The organism is Streptomyces sp. NBC_00203, from assembly GCF_045206325.1.
Classification (GTDB): domain Bacteria; phylum Actinomycetota; class Actinomycetes; order Streptomycetales; family Streptomycetaceae; genus Streptomyces; species Streptomyces lutosisoli.
The window spans coordinates 9,972,200-9,989,307 of record NZ_CP108126.1; the positions used below are offsets into that span (position 1 = coordinate 9,972,200).

At 71.8% G+C, this 17,108-nt stretch carries 13 protein-coding genes; 4 read left to right on the plus strand and 9 right to left on the minus strand.

The genetic code is table 11. The features are described 5' to 3' along the window. Nucleotides 1-95 precede the first annotated feature (95 nt). On the minus strand, nucleotides 96-212 hold the full coding sequence (locus OG975_RS44185; protein WP_264925528.1) for a SapB/AmfS family lanthipeptide: 117 nt from the start codon (nucleotides 210-212) through the stop codon (nucleotides 96-98). Nucleotides 213-261: 49 nt separating this feature from the next. After that, on the minus strand, nucleotides 262-2,937 hold the full coding sequence (gene lanKC, locus OG975_RS44190) for a class III lanthionine synthetase LanKC (RefSeq protein ID WP_406335346.1): 2,676 nt from the start codon (nucleotides 2,935-2,937) through the stop codon (nucleotides 262-264). A gap of 206 nt (nucleotides 2,938-3,143) precedes the next feature. Between lanKC and OG975_RS44195 the strand changes: the two genes are divergently transcribed. The 3 genes from OG975_RS44195 (at nucleotide 3,144) to OG975_RS44205 (ending at nucleotide 7,115) form a co-directional block, all read left to right on the plus strand. Beyond that, nucleotides 3,144-5,576 (plus strand): SpoIIE family protein phosphatase, encoded by a 2,433-nt coding sequence (locus OG975_RS44195; protein ID WP_406335347.1) that lies wholly within the window; start codon nucleotides 3,144-3,146, stop codon nucleotides 5,574-5,576. 37 nt (nucleotides 5,577-5,613) lie between these two features. After that, the gene (locus OG975_RS44200; RefSeq protein WP_406335348.1) at nucleotides 5,614-6,117 is read left to right on the plus strand and encodes a metallophosphoesterase family protein; all 504 of its coding nucleotides are present in this window, start codon (nucleotides 5,614-5,616) and stop codon (nucleotides 6,115-6,117) included. A gap of 80 nt (nucleotides 6,118-6,197) precedes the next feature. Beyond that, complete coding sequence (locus OG975_RS44205; protein WP_406335349.1) at nucleotides 6,198-7,115, plus strand: aminoglycoside phosphotransferase family protein; 918 nt, start codon at nucleotides 6,198-6,200, stop codon at nucleotides 7,113-7,115. A 5-nt stretch (nucleotides 7,116-7,120) separates the two neighbouring features. Here OG975_RS44205 and OG975_RS44210 read toward each other — a convergent pair whose 3' ends face one another. The 7 genes from OG975_RS44210 to OG975_RS44240 all read right to left on the minus strand — a co-directional run bounded on the left by OG975_RS44210 (nucleotide 7,121) and on the right by OG975_RS44240 (nucleotide 14,793). Beyond that, complete coding sequence (locus tag OG975_RS44210; RefSeq protein WP_406335351.1) at nucleotides 7,121-7,855, minus strand: SRPBCC family protein; 735 nt, start codon at nucleotides 7,853-7,855, stop codon at nucleotides 7,121-7,123. 62 nt (nucleotides 7,856-7,917) lie between these two features. Continuing rightward, a complete protein-coding gene (locus tag OG975_RS44215) occupies nucleotides 7,918-9,036 on the minus strand; it encodes an XdhC family protein (RefSeq protein ID WP_406335352.1) in 1,119 nt (372 codons plus the stop codon). 34 nt (nucleotides 9,037-9,070) lie between these two features. Then, complete coding sequence (locus OG975_RS44220) at nucleotides 9,071-10,180, minus strand: vWA domain-containing protein (RefSeq protein ID WP_406335353.1); 1,110 nt, start codon at nucleotides 10,178-10,180, stop codon at nucleotides 9,071-9,073. A 6-nt stretch (nucleotides 10,181-10,186) separates the two neighbouring features. Further along, on the minus strand, nucleotides 10,187-11,077 hold the full coding sequence (locus OG975_RS44225; RefSeq protein ID WP_406335354.1) for an AAA family ATPase: 891 nt from the start codon (nucleotides 11,075-11,077) through the stop codon (nucleotides 10,187-10,189). A 16-nt stretch (nucleotides 11,078-11,093) separates the two neighbouring features. Then, entirely contained in the window at nucleotides 11,094-11,948 is an 855-nt protein-coding gene (locus OG975_RS44230; protein ID WP_406335355.1) for an FAD binding domain-containing protein, read from the minus strand. Continuing rightward, nucleotides 11,945-14,326: a xanthine dehydrogenase family protein molybdopterin-binding subunit gene (locus tag OG975_RS44235; protein WP_406335356.1), complete on the minus strand. Its 2,382-nt coding sequence runs from the start codon at nucleotides 14,324-14,326 to the stop codon at nucleotides 11,945-11,947. The genes OG975_RS44230 and OG975_RS44235 overlap by 4 nt, the downstream gene beginning before the upstream one ends. Beyond that, nucleotides 14,323-14,793 (minus strand): (2Fe-2S)-binding protein, encoded by a 471-nt coding sequence (locus OG975_RS44240; protein ID WP_406335358.1) that lies wholly within the window; start codon nucleotides 14,791-14,793, stop codon nucleotides 14,323-14,325. Before OG975_RS44240 ends, OG975_RS44235 begins: the two co-directional genes overlap by 4 nt. A gap of 247 nt (nucleotides 14,794-15,040) precedes the next feature. On the opposite strand from OG975_RS44240, the gene OG975_RS44245 reads away from it, so the two are divergent. Then, nucleotides 15,041-17,041, plus strand: coding sequence for a GTP-binding protein (locus OG975_RS44245; protein WP_406335359.1), 2,001 nt, complete (start codon nucleotides 15,041-15,043; stop codon nucleotides 17,039-17,041). The last annotated feature ends 67 nt before the right edge of the window (nucleotides 17,042-17,108 follow it).

The following is a 17,108-nucleotide window of genomic DNA, read 5'->3' on the forward strand; positions in this document are numbered from 1 at the left end:
GGTCTCGCATCCCGGGTGCCTCGCGCCGGACGGACCCCGGGCGGCCCCTCCCGTGAAGGGAGGGAACCGCCCGGAGCCGTACCCGCGCCGTGCTGTCAGAGACAGAGCAGAACGCTCGCGGCGGAGACGCAGGAGAGCAGGCTCAGGGTGCTCGCGCCGCCGCCGCCCGTCAGCTCGTCGGACTCCATCGTCTGCAGGTCGAGAAGTGCCATCTCGTGTCCTTTCCCTTGATTGGGGACGGGGTGTTGCGTCACGACTCCGTCAGGTTGCGGAGCCGCGTGTGGGGGCCGCCGTCTTGAGCGGCGGCAGGAAGGGCAGATGAGCCGGGACCTCGCTGTCGAGGGCCGCGCCGAGCGCGAGCAGGCACCCTGCCGTTCCGGTGCCCAGGTCCATGGAGAGCCGCATCATCTGGTGCCCGGGGAAGGCGAGTTGCCCCTGGTAGGACATCGCGAACCAGCCGAGCCCGGCGACCTGCTCGGCGAGCCGCTCCTCGGTGGCGCCCGGCGCGCCGGTGCGGCTGAGGTGCAGGATCATTCCGGCGCGGCCCTGGAAGAGCCCGGGCTGTGCGTAGAAGCGCGAGGTCGCGGCGGTCAGGATGCCGGCGCGCGCCCGTTCGAACTCCTCGGCGCCGCGCCCGCCGTGGGCGAGCCAGTCGTCGACGACCATCCCCAGCCCGGCACTGCCGTCACCGAGGTACGGCAGCGTGCGCCAGCCCTCGTCGACCTCCAGACCGCCGCCCTTCTGGACGACACAGCGGTCCAGGTCCCGGCGCAGCGCCCGCGCGGCGGCGTCGAGGAGCTCGGGTGCGCCCGTGGCCTCGTACTGGCGCAGCAGGAAGAGCGCGGGCCCGCTCGCGCCGCGCAGCAGGCCGGCGCGTTGCCGGGGTGTGGCGGGGCCGGGTTCGGAGAGCCGGTCCAGGAGCAGCTGGGCGGCCTCCGCGGCGCGTTCGGCGAGCTCCGGTTCGCCGGTGGTGCGGGCCAGCTGACCGAGGACCAGGCCGAACCCGGCGATCCCGCCGTGGAGATCGGAGGAGAGCTTCTGCCACCGCTCCTTGAGGATGGAGTCGATCAGATCGAGGGCCCGTTGCCGGTGCCCGAGCAGGTCGAGGACGTAGGCGACGCCCGCGAGCCCGTCGTACAGGCCCAGCGGCGTGCCGACCGGCGCCGGGTCGGTGTGGTCGAGCAGCCAGCGCTCGCCCTCCTCGTGGCGCCCCGCCCCGGTCGCGGCCAGCGCGTACAGCACGCCCGCGGCCCCGTGCGCGAGCCCGAGCCCGCCGCCGTCGGAGAACTGGGCGATGTCGCCGGGGAAGAGCCGGTCGTCGCGCTCCGGTGTCGCCGAGGCCAGGATCGCCTTGACCATCGAGTCGCGGCTGTACGGCCAGTCGCCGGGGGCGGGGAGCGTGGCGAAGCGCGACGAGGCCGACCCGCGAGGGACGGCGGACGGCAGGGGCGTGCCGACCGCTCCGTCCTCGGGGGCCGACGCACGCCGGCCGCCGCCGTCCCGCGTGATCTCGGCGACCGCGGCCGCCAGGAACTCCCCGGGTATGTCCGGGAACTGCCCGGCGATGACCTCCGCCAGATGGGCGGCCTTCTGGCGGTCGACCACGAACAAGGTGGTGACCGGCATGAACAGCGCGAGCCGCAGACACGCCAGCGCGTACCGGTCGACGGCCGGGCCCGTCCGGTCCGGCGGCGCGAAGAAGCCCGGATGGGCGACCACCTGACGGCCGTTCTCCTCGATCGGCGCCGCGGCCTCGAAGTCGAGCAGGGACACCGACTCCCCGTCGGGCGCGACCATGATGTTGAAGACATGCAGGTCGTTGAAGACGATCCCGCGCGCGTGCACCGCCTCGACGGCCTTCTCGACCGCGCGGTGGATGCGCAGCGCCCACGCGGTGTACGAGGCGACGGCGTCCGGGGCCGGTTCCGGGGTGAGCAGCGGATGCCGCTCGGCGAAGAAGGCGTTGAGCGGCCGCCCCTCCAGGAAGTCCATGACGAGGAAGCGATGGTCGCCGAGTGTGAACCAGTCCCGTACCCCGGGCACCACACCCAGCCCCGCCACCCGCTCCAGCGCGTCCTTCTCGCGTTCGAGGCGGGCGACCGCGTCGGCCCCGTCCGCGGCGAGCCCCGCGTGCGGCCGCCCCTCCTTGAGGACGACCTTGCGACCGTCACGGGTGTCGGTGCCGGCGTACACCCCGCCGCCGTTGGAGAAGTGCAGCGCCTTCTCGATGCGGTACGGCAGCTCGCCCACCGTCGTCGTGTTGCGCGCCGCGAGGTGCGGCGCGAGAAAGGCGGGCAGCGTCACCCACTCCGGTACCTGGAAGGAGGGCTGCCGCCGGTCCGGCACCAGCTGCCCCTCGCCGTCCCGGACCGCGGGGACCAGCGAGCCGCGCTCGTCGACCACGAAGGAGCGCGCGAACGCGCCGTAGCGGACGTACAGCGGCCCGTCGTTCCAGCGCAGATCGGTGAGGATGTACGGCCCCTCGAAACCGTCAAGGAGCCCGCCCAGCTCACGCAGCACGAGGTGCAGCTGCTCCTCGTCCGCCGGGTAGACCGTGACGAACTTCCCGCTGGTGTCGCGGGCCGCGTACTTGGTGTTCCGCAGGTGCAGCAGATGCGGGCCCGGCACGAACTTGAACGGGATCAGCCGCGGCACGCAGAAGTCCCACACCATCCGGGCGATCCGGTCCGCGTTCTCCCGGGTGGCGGAGGCGTGGACCTTCCAGCCCTGGGAGGGCCCGGAGCGCGGCGTGCCGTCGTCGTCGACCGGCGTCAGCGTCAGCCAGTCACCGATCCGCGCCGCACGCCATCCCCGGGGCACCTCACGCAGCGCCGTCGGGTACGAGGGCGGGGCACCGCGCTCACCCGTGCCCGGCCGGTCCGGCGAATCGTAGAAGTACCGGTCCGCCAGCGCGTACACCTCGTACCGCTTGTCCATGCCATTCCCTCTCGGCCCTGTGATTCCGAGCCTTCCAGCCCGCCAGAGGCGCGGACAGTCACACCTGTCACGAGATCACCGTGCGGAACGCATGCGTAAAGTCATGTTCGGCTTCGTTCGAGAGGCTGGGCTCCGGCGCAGGCCCGACGGCCCCGGAACGGTCGCAGGGGCTGCGCGAGCGTCCCGGAAGCGCTGTAATTGCGGACGTGGTCAGTGAGGGCGCAGCGGGACGCGGAAAGAGATCGCTGCGTGCCGAACTTGCCCTCAAGACGCTCACCACGGAACGGGACCCGCGCGAGCGGCTGCGCCGCGTCCTGGAACAGGTGCTCGTCTTCACCGGCGCGGCCTTCGCCGCGGTGTACTCACCGAGCGAGAGCGGCGACGAGCTGCACCTGGCCGAGTACGCCGGGGTGCCGAGGACGCTGTACGGGCTGCGCGACAGCTATCCGCTCTCCGGCGGGTCCCCCGCGGTGGACGCCCACCGCTCGGGACGGCCCCTCTGGCTGGGGCCGGAGGAGCTCGGCCGCTGCGCCGACGCCCGGCGGCTGCCGTCCCAGGACTTCTCACTGGCCGTGCTGCCGCTGCGGGACGACGGCTGCCTGGTCGCCGTCACCGAGAACCCGGACGGCTTCGGCTCCGACGACCGGGAGTGCCTGGGCCTGCTCGCCGAGGCCGTCGTCTGCCCGCCGCCCGCCACGGCGGAGGGCACCGAGGAACTGCACGCCGGCTCGTTCAGCCTCGCCATGGACACCGGGCACGTCGAGGTCGGCGACGAGATTCTGGACCTGTTCGGCCTCGGCGCGGACGAATTCGACGGCAAGGTGGAGACGCTGCTGTCGATGACGGTGCCGGAGGACCTGCCCTCGCTGATGTCCGCGGTGGAACCGGACCCCATGTCCCTCGGGGACCGCGAGCTGGAGTTCCGGATTCTGGGGCCCTCCGGCGGACAGAAGTGGCTGCGGCTCCGGGCCCGCCTGCTGCCCGGCGGCGAGGGCCGCCCCGCGCGGCTGGTGGGCACGGTCTCCGACGCCTCGAAGCTGCGCTCCGGGGTCAACGACGTGGCCCGCGTGCAGCGGCTCGACACGGCCCTCGCCACCGCGGGCACCGTCCGTGACGTCGGCAGCGCCGTGGTCACCGCCCTGCGCAAGCCCCTCCAGGCCGACCGGATCGCCCTCGCCGAACTGGAGGGCGACCGTCTCGTCGTCACCGTCCTCGACCCGCCCGAGCCCGAGTCCTGGCCCGAGCTGTGGCGCACCGAATGGCGCTCGGAGTGGCCGGACGCGCCCGTCCGCTCCATGCCGACGCTCGCCGCGGCCCTCAGCGAGGGGCGCCCCGTCATCTGGCGCGCCGGGGCGCCCCTGGAACCCGCGCTCGCCGAGGTCGGCCCCGGCGGCCTCGCCATCCTGCCGCTGCCCGCCGGCGGACACATGGCCGGCGCCTGTCTGATCGGCTGGGACGCCCCGCACGACTTCGGTCCCGAAGAGCGAGCCCTGCTGACCGCCGCCGCGGGCCTCGCGGGCCAGGCCCTGGTGCGCGCCCACGCCTTCGACGCCGAACACGAACTCATCGGCATGCTCCAGCGCACCCTGCTCCCGCGCCGCCTGCCCCAGCTGCCCGGCGGGGTCGCCGTCGCCCGCTATCTGCCGACCACCGCCGGTCTGGAGGTCGGCGGCGACTGGTACGACGTGATCCCGCTGCCCGACAACCACGTCGCCCTCGTCATCGGCGACGTCCAGGGACACAACGCCTCGGCCGCGACCCTCATGGGCCAGATGCGCACCGCCCTGCGCGCGTACGCCATCGAAGGCCACCCCCCGGACGTGGTGGTCTCGCACGCCAACCGTCTCCTCATGGACCTGGAGACCGACCTCTTCGCCACCTGCTGCTACGTCGACGTCGACATGGAGGAGGGTTCCGCCTGGTACGTCCGCGCCGGACATCTGCCGCCGGTGCTGCGCCACCCGGACGGCCGCACGGAGATCCCCGAGTCGGAAGGCGGGCCACCGCTCGGTGTCGTCACCCAGGCCGACTTCCCCATGAGCCCCCTGCGGATCCAGCCCGGCACGATCATGGCGCTGACCACGGACGGTCTGGTCGAGTCCGTGGAGGTCGACATCGAGGACGGCCTGAACCGGCTCGCCGAGAAGCTGGCCGCCTCCGACCCCGCCCACCTCGGACTCGTGGCCGACGCACTGCTCGCGGGCGCCAACCGCAGCGACGACGTGGCCCTCCTCCTGATGCGCTACGACGGCATGGCGGTCCGCCCGCGCCGTGAGAGCTGGACCGTCTGGCGCGTCCCCGAGGCGGTCCGGCACGCCCGCCGCTACACCAAGCGCGTCATGCGGGCCTGGGGCGTGAGCGAGGGCCTGGACGCCGTGCTTCTCGTCGTCTCCGAACTCGTCACCAACGCTCTCGTGCACACCAACGGCCAGGTCAGACTCGACCTCACCCTGATCAACCACCGGCTGCGGATCTCGGTCGCCGACAACTCGCCGCGTACACCGATCAAGCCCACCAACCTCGGCTGGGAGGCCACCGGCGGCCGCGGCATCTTCCTCGTGGAGGCCATGTCGGCGGCCTGGGGGACGGTACCGGTGAGCGGGGGAAAGCAGGTGTGGAGCGACGTCCTGCTGGAGTGACACCTGCGAGACGGTCCTGGGGTGACACCCTGAGGGTGTGCGTCTGCTCCTGATGTCCGACACCCACCTCCCCCGGCGCGCCAAGGAGCTGCCCGCGCGGCTCATGGCCGAACTCCCGCTCGCCGACGTGGTCATCCACGCGGGCGACTGGGTGGACACCGCCACCCTCGACCTGCTGGAGGACCGCTCCCACCGGGTCCTCGGCGTGTACGGCAACAACGACGGCCCGGTACTGCGCGCCCGCCTCCCCGAGATCGCCCGCGCCGACCTGGGCGGCCTGCGCTTCGGAGTCGTCCACGAGACCGGCGCCGCCCAGGGCCGCGAGCAGCGCTGCGCCGCACGCTTCCCCGACCTCGACGTCCTGGTCTTCGGCCACAGCCACATCCCCTGGGACACCACGACGGAGACCGGCCTGCGCCTCCTCAACCCCGGCTCCCCGACCGACCGCCGCCGCCAGCCCCACTGCACCTACATGACGGCGACTGTGGCGGAGGGTGAGCTGACGGACGTACAGCTGCACCGGCTGCCGCCCCGGGAATGACGCCGCAGGCCGTCACGTGAACCGGAGGGGCGGGTGACCGCACCGGAAATCAGTGGACAGCCGACCGCCCGGCGGCTGGGATGGACGGCGTGTTGATCGACGCCGATCTCGTACGCCGTCTGCTGGCGGCGCAGTTCCCCCACTGGGCCGAACTGCCCCTCTCACCCGTCCCGTTGTCGGGCATGGACAACGCCACCTTCCGGCTGGGCGACGACCTGTCGGTACGTCTGCCGCGCTATTCCCACTGGGCCGGCCAGGTGGAACGCGAGCACACGTGGCTGCCGCGTCTCGCGCCCCATCTGCCGCTGCCCGTTTCCGAACCGCTGGCGAAGGGGGAGCCGGGGGAGGGCTATCCGTTCCCCTGGTCCGTCTACCGATGGCTGGAGGGGGAGACGGCGACGACCGAAACACTGACGGATCCGCTCCGGACGGCCGAGCAGCTCGCCGAGTTCATCACCGCGCTGCACCAGCTCGACCCCACCGGCGGTCCCGGCCCCGAGGCGAGCAACGCGTTCCGCGGTGTGCCCATGGGCGACGAGCGGGACTCCCTGGCCGCGGAGGCCCGAGTCCGCCCCAAGATCGCGGCACTCAAGGGCATGGTCGACACCGACGTGGTGACGGAGGTGTGGGAAGCGGCGCTCGCGGCGCCCGCCTGGGACGCGCCGCCGGTGTGGATCCACGGCGACCTGGCGACCGGCAATCTCCTCGCCGTCGAGGGCCGGTTGAGCGCGGTCATCGACTTCGGGACGCTCGCCGTGGGCGACCCCGCCGTCGATCTGCTGCCCGCGTGGAAGTTCCTGCCCGCCGAGGCCCGCGGCGTGTTCCGTACCGCGGTCGGACTGGACGACGCGACCTGGGCACGGGGGCGCGGCTGGGCGCTCGCCGGATCCCTGCCCGTGCCGGACGACCCGTTCTTCCAGGAGGACCCGGCGCGGGTGACCGCGGCGCTGCACCATCTGGAGCAGGTCATCGCCGATCACCGCGACGAGGCCGGCTGACGGACTCAGCGGCGCCGACGGCGTCGTACGCGCACGAACACCAGCGCAGCCACGACGGCCGCGGCGACCACCGCCACCAGCCGCTTGGCGACCGGCATCCCGGCCGTCCTGATCAGGTCGATCGGCTCCGCCTCGGAACGCACCGCCACCGTCGGCTCGTTGAGCAGCTCCGACTCTTGAAGCCGGCCGGACTCTTGAAGCCAGCCGGACTCTTGAAGCCGGCCGGATGCCTCCAGTCGGCCGGATGCTTCGAGTCGCCCAGGGTCTTCGAGGCGTCCAGCGTCTTCGAGTGGGCCGGATTCTTCGAGGCGCTCGGAGAGGCAGGCCGCGAACCGGCCGACCAGCTTGTCGCCCACCTCCGCCATCACGCCGCGACCGAACTGTGCAGGGCGCCCCGTCACCGTCAGATCGGTCCGCACCGAGACGGCCGTGCCGCCGTCGCGTTCGCTGAGCGTGCCCGTGACCCTGGCCCGTGCGGTGCCCTGGCCGCGCGCCTCCTTGCCGCTCGCGGTCAGCACCATGCGGTGCGCGGCCTCGTCCTGCTCCTCGAAGACGGCGGTGCCCCGGTAGGTCAGTGTGATCGGGCCGACCTTCACCTTCACCGAGCCGGTCACGGTCTTGCCGTCGTAGTCCTCCACCATCGCGCCCGGCATGCACGGGGCGATCCGCTCGATGTCGAGGAGCACTCGCCAGGCGTCCTGGACCGGGACGGGGACCGTGAACTCGTGGTGCAGATCCATTTTCTCCTCCTGGACGGGCTGGACGGGCTGGACGGAGCCTTCTCGGACGGTCCTGGACCGCGCTACCTCGGATGAATCGCCCCGCCCGTCGCCGTCAGGGGCGCACCGCTGCCGCCCCACCGCAGCGCGACGATCTCCGCGGCGACGGACACGGCCACCTCCTCGGGCGTACGCGCCCCGAGGTCGAGCCCGACGGGTGAGCGCAGCCGGGACAGGTCGCGTTCCGACAGACCGGCCTCGGCAAGCCGCTTCATCCGGTCGTCGTGCGTACGACGGCTACCCATCGCCCCGATGTACGCGGCCGGGCGACGCAGCGCCTCCTCCAGCAGCGGTACGTCGAACTTCGGGTCATGGGTGAGGACGCAGATCACGGTGCGCGCGTCGGTCGTCGTACCGCTCAGATAGCGGTGCGGCCAGTCGACGACGACCTCCACGCCCTCCGGGAACCGTTTCGGCGTGGCGAAGACCGGGCGGGCGTCGCACACCGTGACCCGGTAGCCGAGGAACGCGCCGATACGGGCCACCGCGGCCGCGTAGTCGATCGCGCCGAACACCAGCATGCGGGGCGGTGGCGCGAAGGAGTTGAGGAAGACGGTGACGGCGTCCTCGCGGCGTTCGCCGTGCGGGCCGTAGTGCCGCCGGATCGTGGCGCCCTGGGCCAGTTCGCCGCGCGCGTCGGCCGTGACGGCCACGTCCAGACCCGTCGACCCGAGGGAGCCCGACACCCCGCCCGGGGGCCCCGACTCCTCGTCCGGCCACACGGCGAGCGTGGCCCCGAGCGGGACGGGCCCGTCGATCACCGTCGCCACGGTCACCGGCCGGCCCGCGCTCACCGACTCGGCCACCGCCCCGAAGGCCGGGTCGTCGGCGGGGGACACCCGGCGGACGAGCAGGGTGATCTCGCCGCCGCAGGTGAGCCCGACGGCGAACGCGTCCTCGTCGCTGTACCCGAAGGTCTCCAGCCGAGCCTCGCCGGACTCCACGACCTCCTGGGCCAGCTCGAAGACCGCGCCCTCCACGCAGCCGCCGGACACGCTGCCCACGACCTCGTCGCCGGGGCCGACGGCCATGGCCGCGCCCGGTTCGCGCGGCGCGCTGCGGCTGACCGAGACCACTGTGGCAAGCCCGAACGGGGACCCCGCCGCGTACCACTCGTTCAGCGCCGGGAGGATGTCACGCATCGCCCGCTCCCTTCACCGTGGAGTGCGTCTCTTTTCAAGGGTCCGCTCCTCTCACCACCGCCGCCAGACGCTCCAGCGCGGCCAGGCTGTGCCCCTCGACGAACGCGTCCACGCTCGGCAGCGCCGCCGCCATCCCGCCGGCCAGGGGCGCGTAGCCGGGACGGGCCTTGCGCGGATTCGCCCAGATCACCCGGTGCGCGAGCCGGTGCAAGCGTCGCATCTGGGCCGCGAGCAGGGCAGGATCGCCACGCTCCCAGCCGTCCGAGAGCAGCACCACGACCGCGCCGCGCGCCATGCCCCGTCGGCCCCAGCGGTCCAGGAAGGCCCGCAGCATCTCGCCGAGCCGGGTGCCGCCGCGCCAGTCCGGGACCGCCGCCGAGAGTGCCGCCATCGCCGTGTCGGGGTCGCGGTGCGCGAGCTCGCGGGTCACCCGGGTGAGCCGGGTGCCGATCGTGAACACCTCCGTACGGGTGCCGTGCGAGGCCGCGTGCGCGAACCGCAGCAGCGCGTCCGCGTACGGGGCCATCGAGCCGCTCACATCCACGAGCAGCACGACCTGGCGCGGGCGCTCGGCCCGGGCGTGCCGCCGCAGCCGGGCCGGCTCACCGCCCCGCCGCAGCAACTCCCGTACGGTACGCCGCGGATCGACGCTTCCGCGCCGGGCCGGGTGCCGCCGCGCGGAGCGCCGTACCTCGCCGCGCAGGCGGAACGCGGCCAGCAGCCGCCGCAGTTGCTCCCGCTCGGCCGCCGTGAGCCCGGCGAAGTCCCGGTGGCGCAGTACGTCGGTGGAGTCGGCCAGCACCGGTGTCGGTACGCCGTCCTCCGTGGCCCGCGTCGCCGTGCGCGGAGCGGAACCGGGATCGCGGACGAGCAGGCGCAGCCGGGGCGCGGGAGCAGCCCCTTTCGGCACCCCGTCGCCCTGCGCGCCGAAGTACGCGGCGAAGACCCGCTCGTACCGCTCCAGATCGTCCCGGCTTCCGCACAGTGTGAGCCGCCCGGCCCAGTACACGTCGGAGCGCAGGCCCGGTTCGAGGAGAGTGAGCGCGCCGAGGAAGGCCTGGACACGGTCGGGCCCCGCGTCGACACCGGCCGCGCGCAGCGCACGGGCGAAACCGACGACCACGGCGGACGCGTCGACGCCCATCACCTTTCACACCCCTCGCGCCGCGAGGATCGCCGAGAGATCGAGCCCGCGGGCCCGCTCCGCGTCCTCCCGGTACTTCAGCACCGAACCCAGCGTCGCGACCGCCAGTTCGGCGTCCACCTCGGTGGCGCCCAGCGCGTGCAGGGCCTCCGCCCAGTCGATCGTCTCCGCGACCCCGGGCGGCTTGAGCAGGTCCTCGGCGCGCAGGGCCTGGACGAGCGTGGTGACCTGCTCGGCGAGCCGGGCGGTCACCTCTGGCAACCTCCCTCTCACGATGGCGAGTTCGCGGGCGAACCCGGGGTGGTCGAACCAGTGGTAGAGACAGCGTCGCTTCAGCGCGTCGTGCACCTCGCGGGTGCGGTTGGAGGTGAGGACCACGACCGGCGGCGACTCGGCCCGCAGCGTGCCCAGTTCGGGGATGGTGACGGAGTACTCCGACAGCAGCTCCAGCAGGAACGCCTCGAACTCGTCGTCCGCGCGGTCGACTTCGTCGACGAGCAGCACCGACGGCTGGGTCTCCAGTGCCTGGAGGAGGGGCCGGGTGATGAGGAACCGCCGGTCGTACAGCTCCCCTTCGAGCCGGTCGGCGTCGGTGATGCCCGCCGCCTCGGCGGCCCGCAGGTGCAGGAGCTGGCGCGGGAAGTCCCAGTCGTACAGGGCCTGGGACGCGTCGATGCCCTCGTAGCACTGCAGCCGGATCAGCGGGGCACCGGTCGCCTCGGCGAGGGCGGACGCGAGCGCGGTCTTGCCCACGCCCGCGTCGCCCTCGCAGAAGATCGGCCGGTGCAGCCTCAGGGCCAGAAAGCAGGCCACGGCCAGTCCCTCGTCGACGAGATACCCCGTCTTCTCCAGGCGGGCCCGCACCTCCTCCGGACCGCTCAAGCCGTCCACCGCCATGCCGGTGATGGGCTCCTCACCCCATTCCGGCGGCGGACAGGACCGCCCGCCGCGTGAGAACCCGGGCGAGGTGCGCGCGGTATTCGGGCGAGGCCGACGGATCGGACGACGGATGCGTGCCGTCCGCCGCCTCCTCGGCGGCGCGCCGCACCACACCCTCCGCGGAGGCGCCCACGAGCGCCTCTTCGGTCGCCCCGGCCCGCAGCGGTGTCGAGCCCATGTTCGTCAGCCCGATCCGTGCCTCGGTGATCTGCCCGTTGTCGCGCCGCACGAGCGCCGCGACACCGACGACCGCCCAGGCCTGCGCGACCCGCTGGAACTTCTCGTAGTGGAAGCCCCAGTCGTCCGTCGTCGGGATCTCCACCTCCACCAGCAGTTCGTCCGGCCGCAGCGCGGTCTGCAGATAGTCCACGAAGAACTCGCGGGCCGGGATGGCGCGCCGGCCCGCCGGTCCCTCCGCGATCAGTGTCGCGTTGAGCGCGAGGATCACGGCGGGCAGGTCGCCGGCCGGATCGGCGTGCGCGAGCGATCCGCCGAGGGTGCCGCGATGGCGTACGGCGGGATCGGCGACCGTGGCCGTGGCCGCCGCGAGCAGCCCGGCGTGCCGGCGTACCCGGGGGTCGCCGATGACGTCGTGGTGCGAGGTCATCGCGCCGATGATCAGCGTGCCCTCGTCCTCGCGGATCCCGCGCAGTTCGGGGATCCGGCCGACGTCGACGACGAGTTCGGGAAAGGCGAGCCGCAGCCGGAGCAGCGGCAGCAGGCTCTGCCCGCCGGCCAGCACCTTCGCGTCCTCGCCCGCGTCCGCGAGGGTGCGCACGGCCTCCTCGATGCTTGAGGGCCTCGCGTACTCGAATGCCGGGGGAATCATGCCGACGCCTCCTTCACGGACTGAGCGGACTGAAGGGCCTCCCAGACCCGCTGTGGCGTACAGGGCATCGCCACCTCGGTCACCCCCAGCGGGCGCAGCGCGTCCACGATCGCGTTGACGACCGCGGGCGTGGAGGCGATCGTCCCCGCCTCGCCGACACCCTTGACTCCCAAGGGATTCGAGGTGGACGGCGTCTCCGTCCGGTCCGTCACGAACTCGGGCAGATCGGCGGCCGAGGGCACGAGATAGTCGGCCATCGTGCCCGACACCAGGTTGCCCTCGTCGTCGTACACCGCCTCCTCGTACAGGGCCTGCGCGATGCCCTGCGCGACCCCGCCGTGCACCTGTCCCTCGACGATCATCGGGTTGATGACACGGCCGACGTCGTCGACACAGACGTACTTGCGGATGGTGGTCCGTCCGGTCTCGGTGTCGACCTCGACGGCGCACAGATGGGTGCCGTGCGGGTAGGAGAAGTTCTCCGGGTCGAGCAGGTGCTCGGCGTTGATGGTGGGTTCCATGCCGTCGGGCAGGTCGTGCGAGGAGAACGTCTCGAAGGCGATCTCCTGGATGGACTTGCGTGCCTCGGGCGAGCCCTTCACGGAGAAGACGCCGTGCGTGAACTCCAGGTCGTGCTCGTTGGCTTCGAGGAGATGCGCGGCCACCTTCCGTGCCTTCTCCACCACCTTCTGGGCGGCGTGATGGACGGCCGCCCCGCCGACGACCAGCGACCGCGAGCCGTAGGTGTCCATGCCCTGCGGTGCCGCCCTGGTGTCGCCGTGCACCACTTCGACGTCCTCGAAGGGCACCCCCAGTACGTCGGCGGCGATCTGGCTCCAGCAGGTCACATGCCCCTGCCCGTGCGGGCTGGTGCCGGTGACCACCTCGACCTTGCCGGTCGGCAGCATGCGGATGCTCGCCGCCTCCCAGCCGCCGGCCGCGTACCGCAGATCCCGCAGCACCCGGCTCGGCGCGAGCCCGCACATCTCGGTGTACGTGGACACACCGATGCCGAGGCGCACGACGTCACCGCGTTCGTTGCGCTTCTGCTGCTCGGAGCGGAGCTCGTCGTACCCGAAGAGTGCGAGCGCCTTGTCCGTGGCGGCCTCGTAGTTGCCGCTGTCGTATGTCAGACCCGCGATGGACGTGTACGGGAATTCTTCGTGCCCGATCCAGTTGCGGCGCCTCAACTCGACAGGATCCAGGCCGAGTTCGACGGCCAGTTCGTCCATGATCCGTTCGATGGCGAACGTCGCCTCGGGGCGTCCGGCGCCGCGGTAGGCGTCCGTGGGCGTCTTGGTCGTGAAAACCCCGGTGCAGGTGAATTCGTACGCGTCCATCTTGTAGATCGCCGGGTACATGAAGGCGCCCAGGACGGCGATGCCCGGCGTGACGAGCATCAGATAGGCGCCCATGTCGGAGAGGAGGTCGACCTTGAGGCCGAGGAGCTTGCCCTCGCGGGTGGCCGCGATCTCGATGTCCTGGATCATGCCGCGGCCGTGATGGGTCGCGAGGTAGCCCTCCGAGCGTGACTCGGTCCACTTCACCGGGCGGCCCAGCCGCCTCGCCACGGTGAGAGCGAGGGCCTCCTCGCCGTACACCTGGAGCTTGGAGCCGAAGCCGCCGCCCACGTCCGGGGCGATGACCCGGAGCTTGTGCTCCGGGATGCCGGTGACCATGGAGAGCATGATCCGCAGGATGTGCGGGATCTGGGTGGACGAGTACAGGGTGTACTCGCCGGAGGCGGCGAGTGGCGTGACGACCACCGCGCGCGGCTCCATGGCGTTGGGGATGAGCCGCTGCTGGAGGTATCGGCGCTTGAGGACGACATCGGCCCGCTCCCGGGCCGTGTCGAAGCTCTCGCCGGTGGCCAGAGGCCAGACGTAGCAGCGGTTCGTGCCCTTGTCCGCGTGGACCAGCGGGGCGTCCTCGGCGAGGGCGGCCTCCAGGTCGAGCACCGGGGGGAGGGGCTCGTAGTCGACCTCGATGGCTTCCAGCGCGTCGGCGGCCGCGTACCGGTCGCGAGCCACGACCACGGCCACCGGATCGCCCGCGTACCGCACCTCGTCGACCGCGATCGGCGGGTGGTCGGGCAGGACGATGTCCTCGGTGACCGGCCAGGCGCAGGGCAGCGAGCCGAGGCCCTCGGCGAGATCGCGTCCGCTGAAGGCGGCGACGACACCGGGCCGCTCGCGTGCGGCGGAGACGTCCACCCGGTCGATCCGGGCGTGTGCCATGGGGCTGCGCAGGATCGCCATGTGCAGCAGCCCGCTGACGTTGATGTTGTCCGTCCAGTTCGTCTGGCCTGTGACGAGACGGGCGTCTTCCTTGCGGGGGCGGGAGCGGCCGACCTCACGCTCGACGACCTGGTCGCTCATCGGGTGGCCTCCTGCCCGGAGGCGGCGAGGACCGCGCGCACGATGTTCTGGTAGCCGGTGCACCGGCAGAGGTTGCCCTCCAGGGCTTCCCGGACGTCCTGGGGACCCGGTTCCGGGTTCTCCCGGAGCAGATCCCGGGCCGCCATGATCATCCCCGGGGTGCAGTAGCCGCACTGCAGCGCGTGGTGATCGTGGAACGCCTTCTGCAGGCTGTGCCACTCCCCGTCCTGGGCCAGGCCCTGGACCGTGGTCACTTCGCTCCCGTCGGCCTGGACGGCGAGGACCGAGCAGCTCTTGACGCTCTCTCCGTCGAGGTCGACCGTGCAGGCCCCGCAGTTGGAGGTGTCGCAGCCGATCGGGGTGCCGGTCAGGCCCAGGCGGTCTCGCAGGTAGTGGACCAGGAGGAGGCGGGGTTCGACGTCGTCCTCGTAGGTGGTGCCGTCGACCTTCACCGATATGCGGGTCATGTGCCCTCCCAGAGAGCCAGGTGAGGGGTATCAGCCATTTTACGTGACGTGCGTCACTCTAAGGCTGAGTGCCGAGGGGGGCGAGCGCTGCGGCACGCATTTGTTGAGCGTTAATCCGTTGCCGTCGTGTGCCGCCGCCTGCTGCACTACCGGGGACGCGTCCACCAAGATCGAGGAGCAGCAATGCGCAGAGCGTTCATGTCCACCCAGGAAGGAATCACTCCCACTTCAAAGGACATGACGCCCGGTGCATATGCTCAACCTGGGAATTCTGGCGCACGTAGACGCCGGTAAGACAAGCCTGACCGAGCGGCTGCTGCACACGGTCGGGGTCATCGGCGAGATCGGCAGCGTCGACGACGGAAACACCCAGACCGATTCCCTCGCGCTGGAACGACAGCGCGGTATCACGATCAAATCCGCCGTCGTCTCCTTCGCGATCGACGACGTCGCCGTCAATCTGATCGACACCCCCGGCCACCCGGACTTCATCGCCGAGGTGGAGCGCGTGCTCAGCGTGCTCGACGGCGCCGTGCTCGTCGTCTCGGCTGTGGAGGGTGTCCAGGCGCAGACCCGGGTGCTGATGCGGACGCTCCAGCGGCTGCGGATTCCCACGCTCGTCTTCGTGAACAAGATCGACCGTGGTGGGGCGCAATGCGAGCGAGTGCTGGAAAGCATCGCCGCGCGGCTGACTCCGGCGATCGTCCCGATGGGCGAGGTGGCCGGACCGGGCGCGCGCGACGCCCACTTCACCCTGTTCGACGATGCCCGCCTCCAGGCGCCCCTCCTCGATCTGCTCGCCGAGCACGACGACGACCTGTTGGCCGCGTACGTCGAGGGCCGTGTCTCCCGCGACCGACTCCGCTCCGCTCTCGCACGGCAGACCGGGGAGGCCCTGGTGCACCCCGTGTACTTCGGCTCGGCCATGACGGGCGCGGGCATCACCGAACTGATCTCCGGGATCAAGGAGTTGCTGCCCTCGGCCGAGGACGACGTCGACGGCCCGGTCTCGGGCACCGTCTTCAAGGTCGAGCGCGGACCCGCGGGGGAGAAGATCGCCTACGCGCGGATGTTCTCCGGGACCCTGCGCACACGCGACCGGCTGACCTTCCGTGACGGCGAGGAGGGGAAGGTCACCGCGATCAGCGTCTTCGACCAGGGGGCGGCCGTCCGGGACGGAGCCGTGGCGGCGGGGCGCATCGGCAAGCTGTGGGGGCTCGGCGACATCCGCATCGGCGACACCATCGGCGTACCGCGGAAATCGCGGGCGGACGGGCACGGCGCGGACGAGCACTACTTCTCCCCGCCGACGCTCGAAACCGTCGTCGCCCCCTGCCGTACGGCCGACAAGGGCGCCCTGCATCTCGCGCTCACGCAACTCGCCGAACAGGACCCGCTGATCAATCTCCGGCAGGACGAAGTGCGCAAGGAGACCTCCGTATCGCTCTACGGGGAGGTGCAGAAGGAGGTCATCCAGGCGACGCTGGCGGACGAATTCGGTATCGACGTCATGTTCCGCGAGACGACACCCCTGTGCATCGAACGGCCCGTGGGCACCGGCACGGCGGTCGAGTTCAACAAAAAGGACCCCAATCCCTTTCTTGCGACGGTCGGACTGCGCATCGATCCGGCGCCGGTCGATTCCGGTGTGGAATTCCGGCTGGAGGTCGAACTCGGTGCGATGCCGTACGCGTTCTTCAAGGCGGTCGAAGACACCGTGAAGGAGACGCTGGAGCAGGGAATCCATGGCTGGCGGGTCATGGACTGCACGGTCACCATGACCCATTCCGGCTATTCACCCCGGCAGAGCCACGCCCATCAGGGCTTCGACAAGAGCATGTCCAGCACGGGCGCCGACTTCCGGGGGCTGACACCGCTGGTGCTGATGAGCGCGCTGCGGGAGGCGGGCAGTCAGGTGTACGAGCCGATGCACCGGTTCCGTCTGGAGGCTCCGGCGGACACGCTCGCGGCGGTGCTGCCGGTGCTGGCGAAACAGCGCGCCGTGCCGCAGACCACGGAGATGCGCGGCGACGCGTGCGTGCTGGAGGGTGTCGTCCCGGTCGCCCAGGTTCATGAACTGGAGCAGCAGCTACCGGGGTTGACACGCGGAGAGGGCGAGCTGGAATGCGCCTTCGACCACTACGCCTCGGTCGTCCGCGGCACGGTGCCGGACCGGCCGCGGACCGACCTCAACCCGCTCGACCGGAAGGAGTACCTGCTGAACGTGACGCGACGGGTCGGTGGGTGACGCGAGGCCGGTGAAACGAGAAACTTACTCATGAGTCAGGGGTGTTGACGCCCCTGGGGCAGCGGCG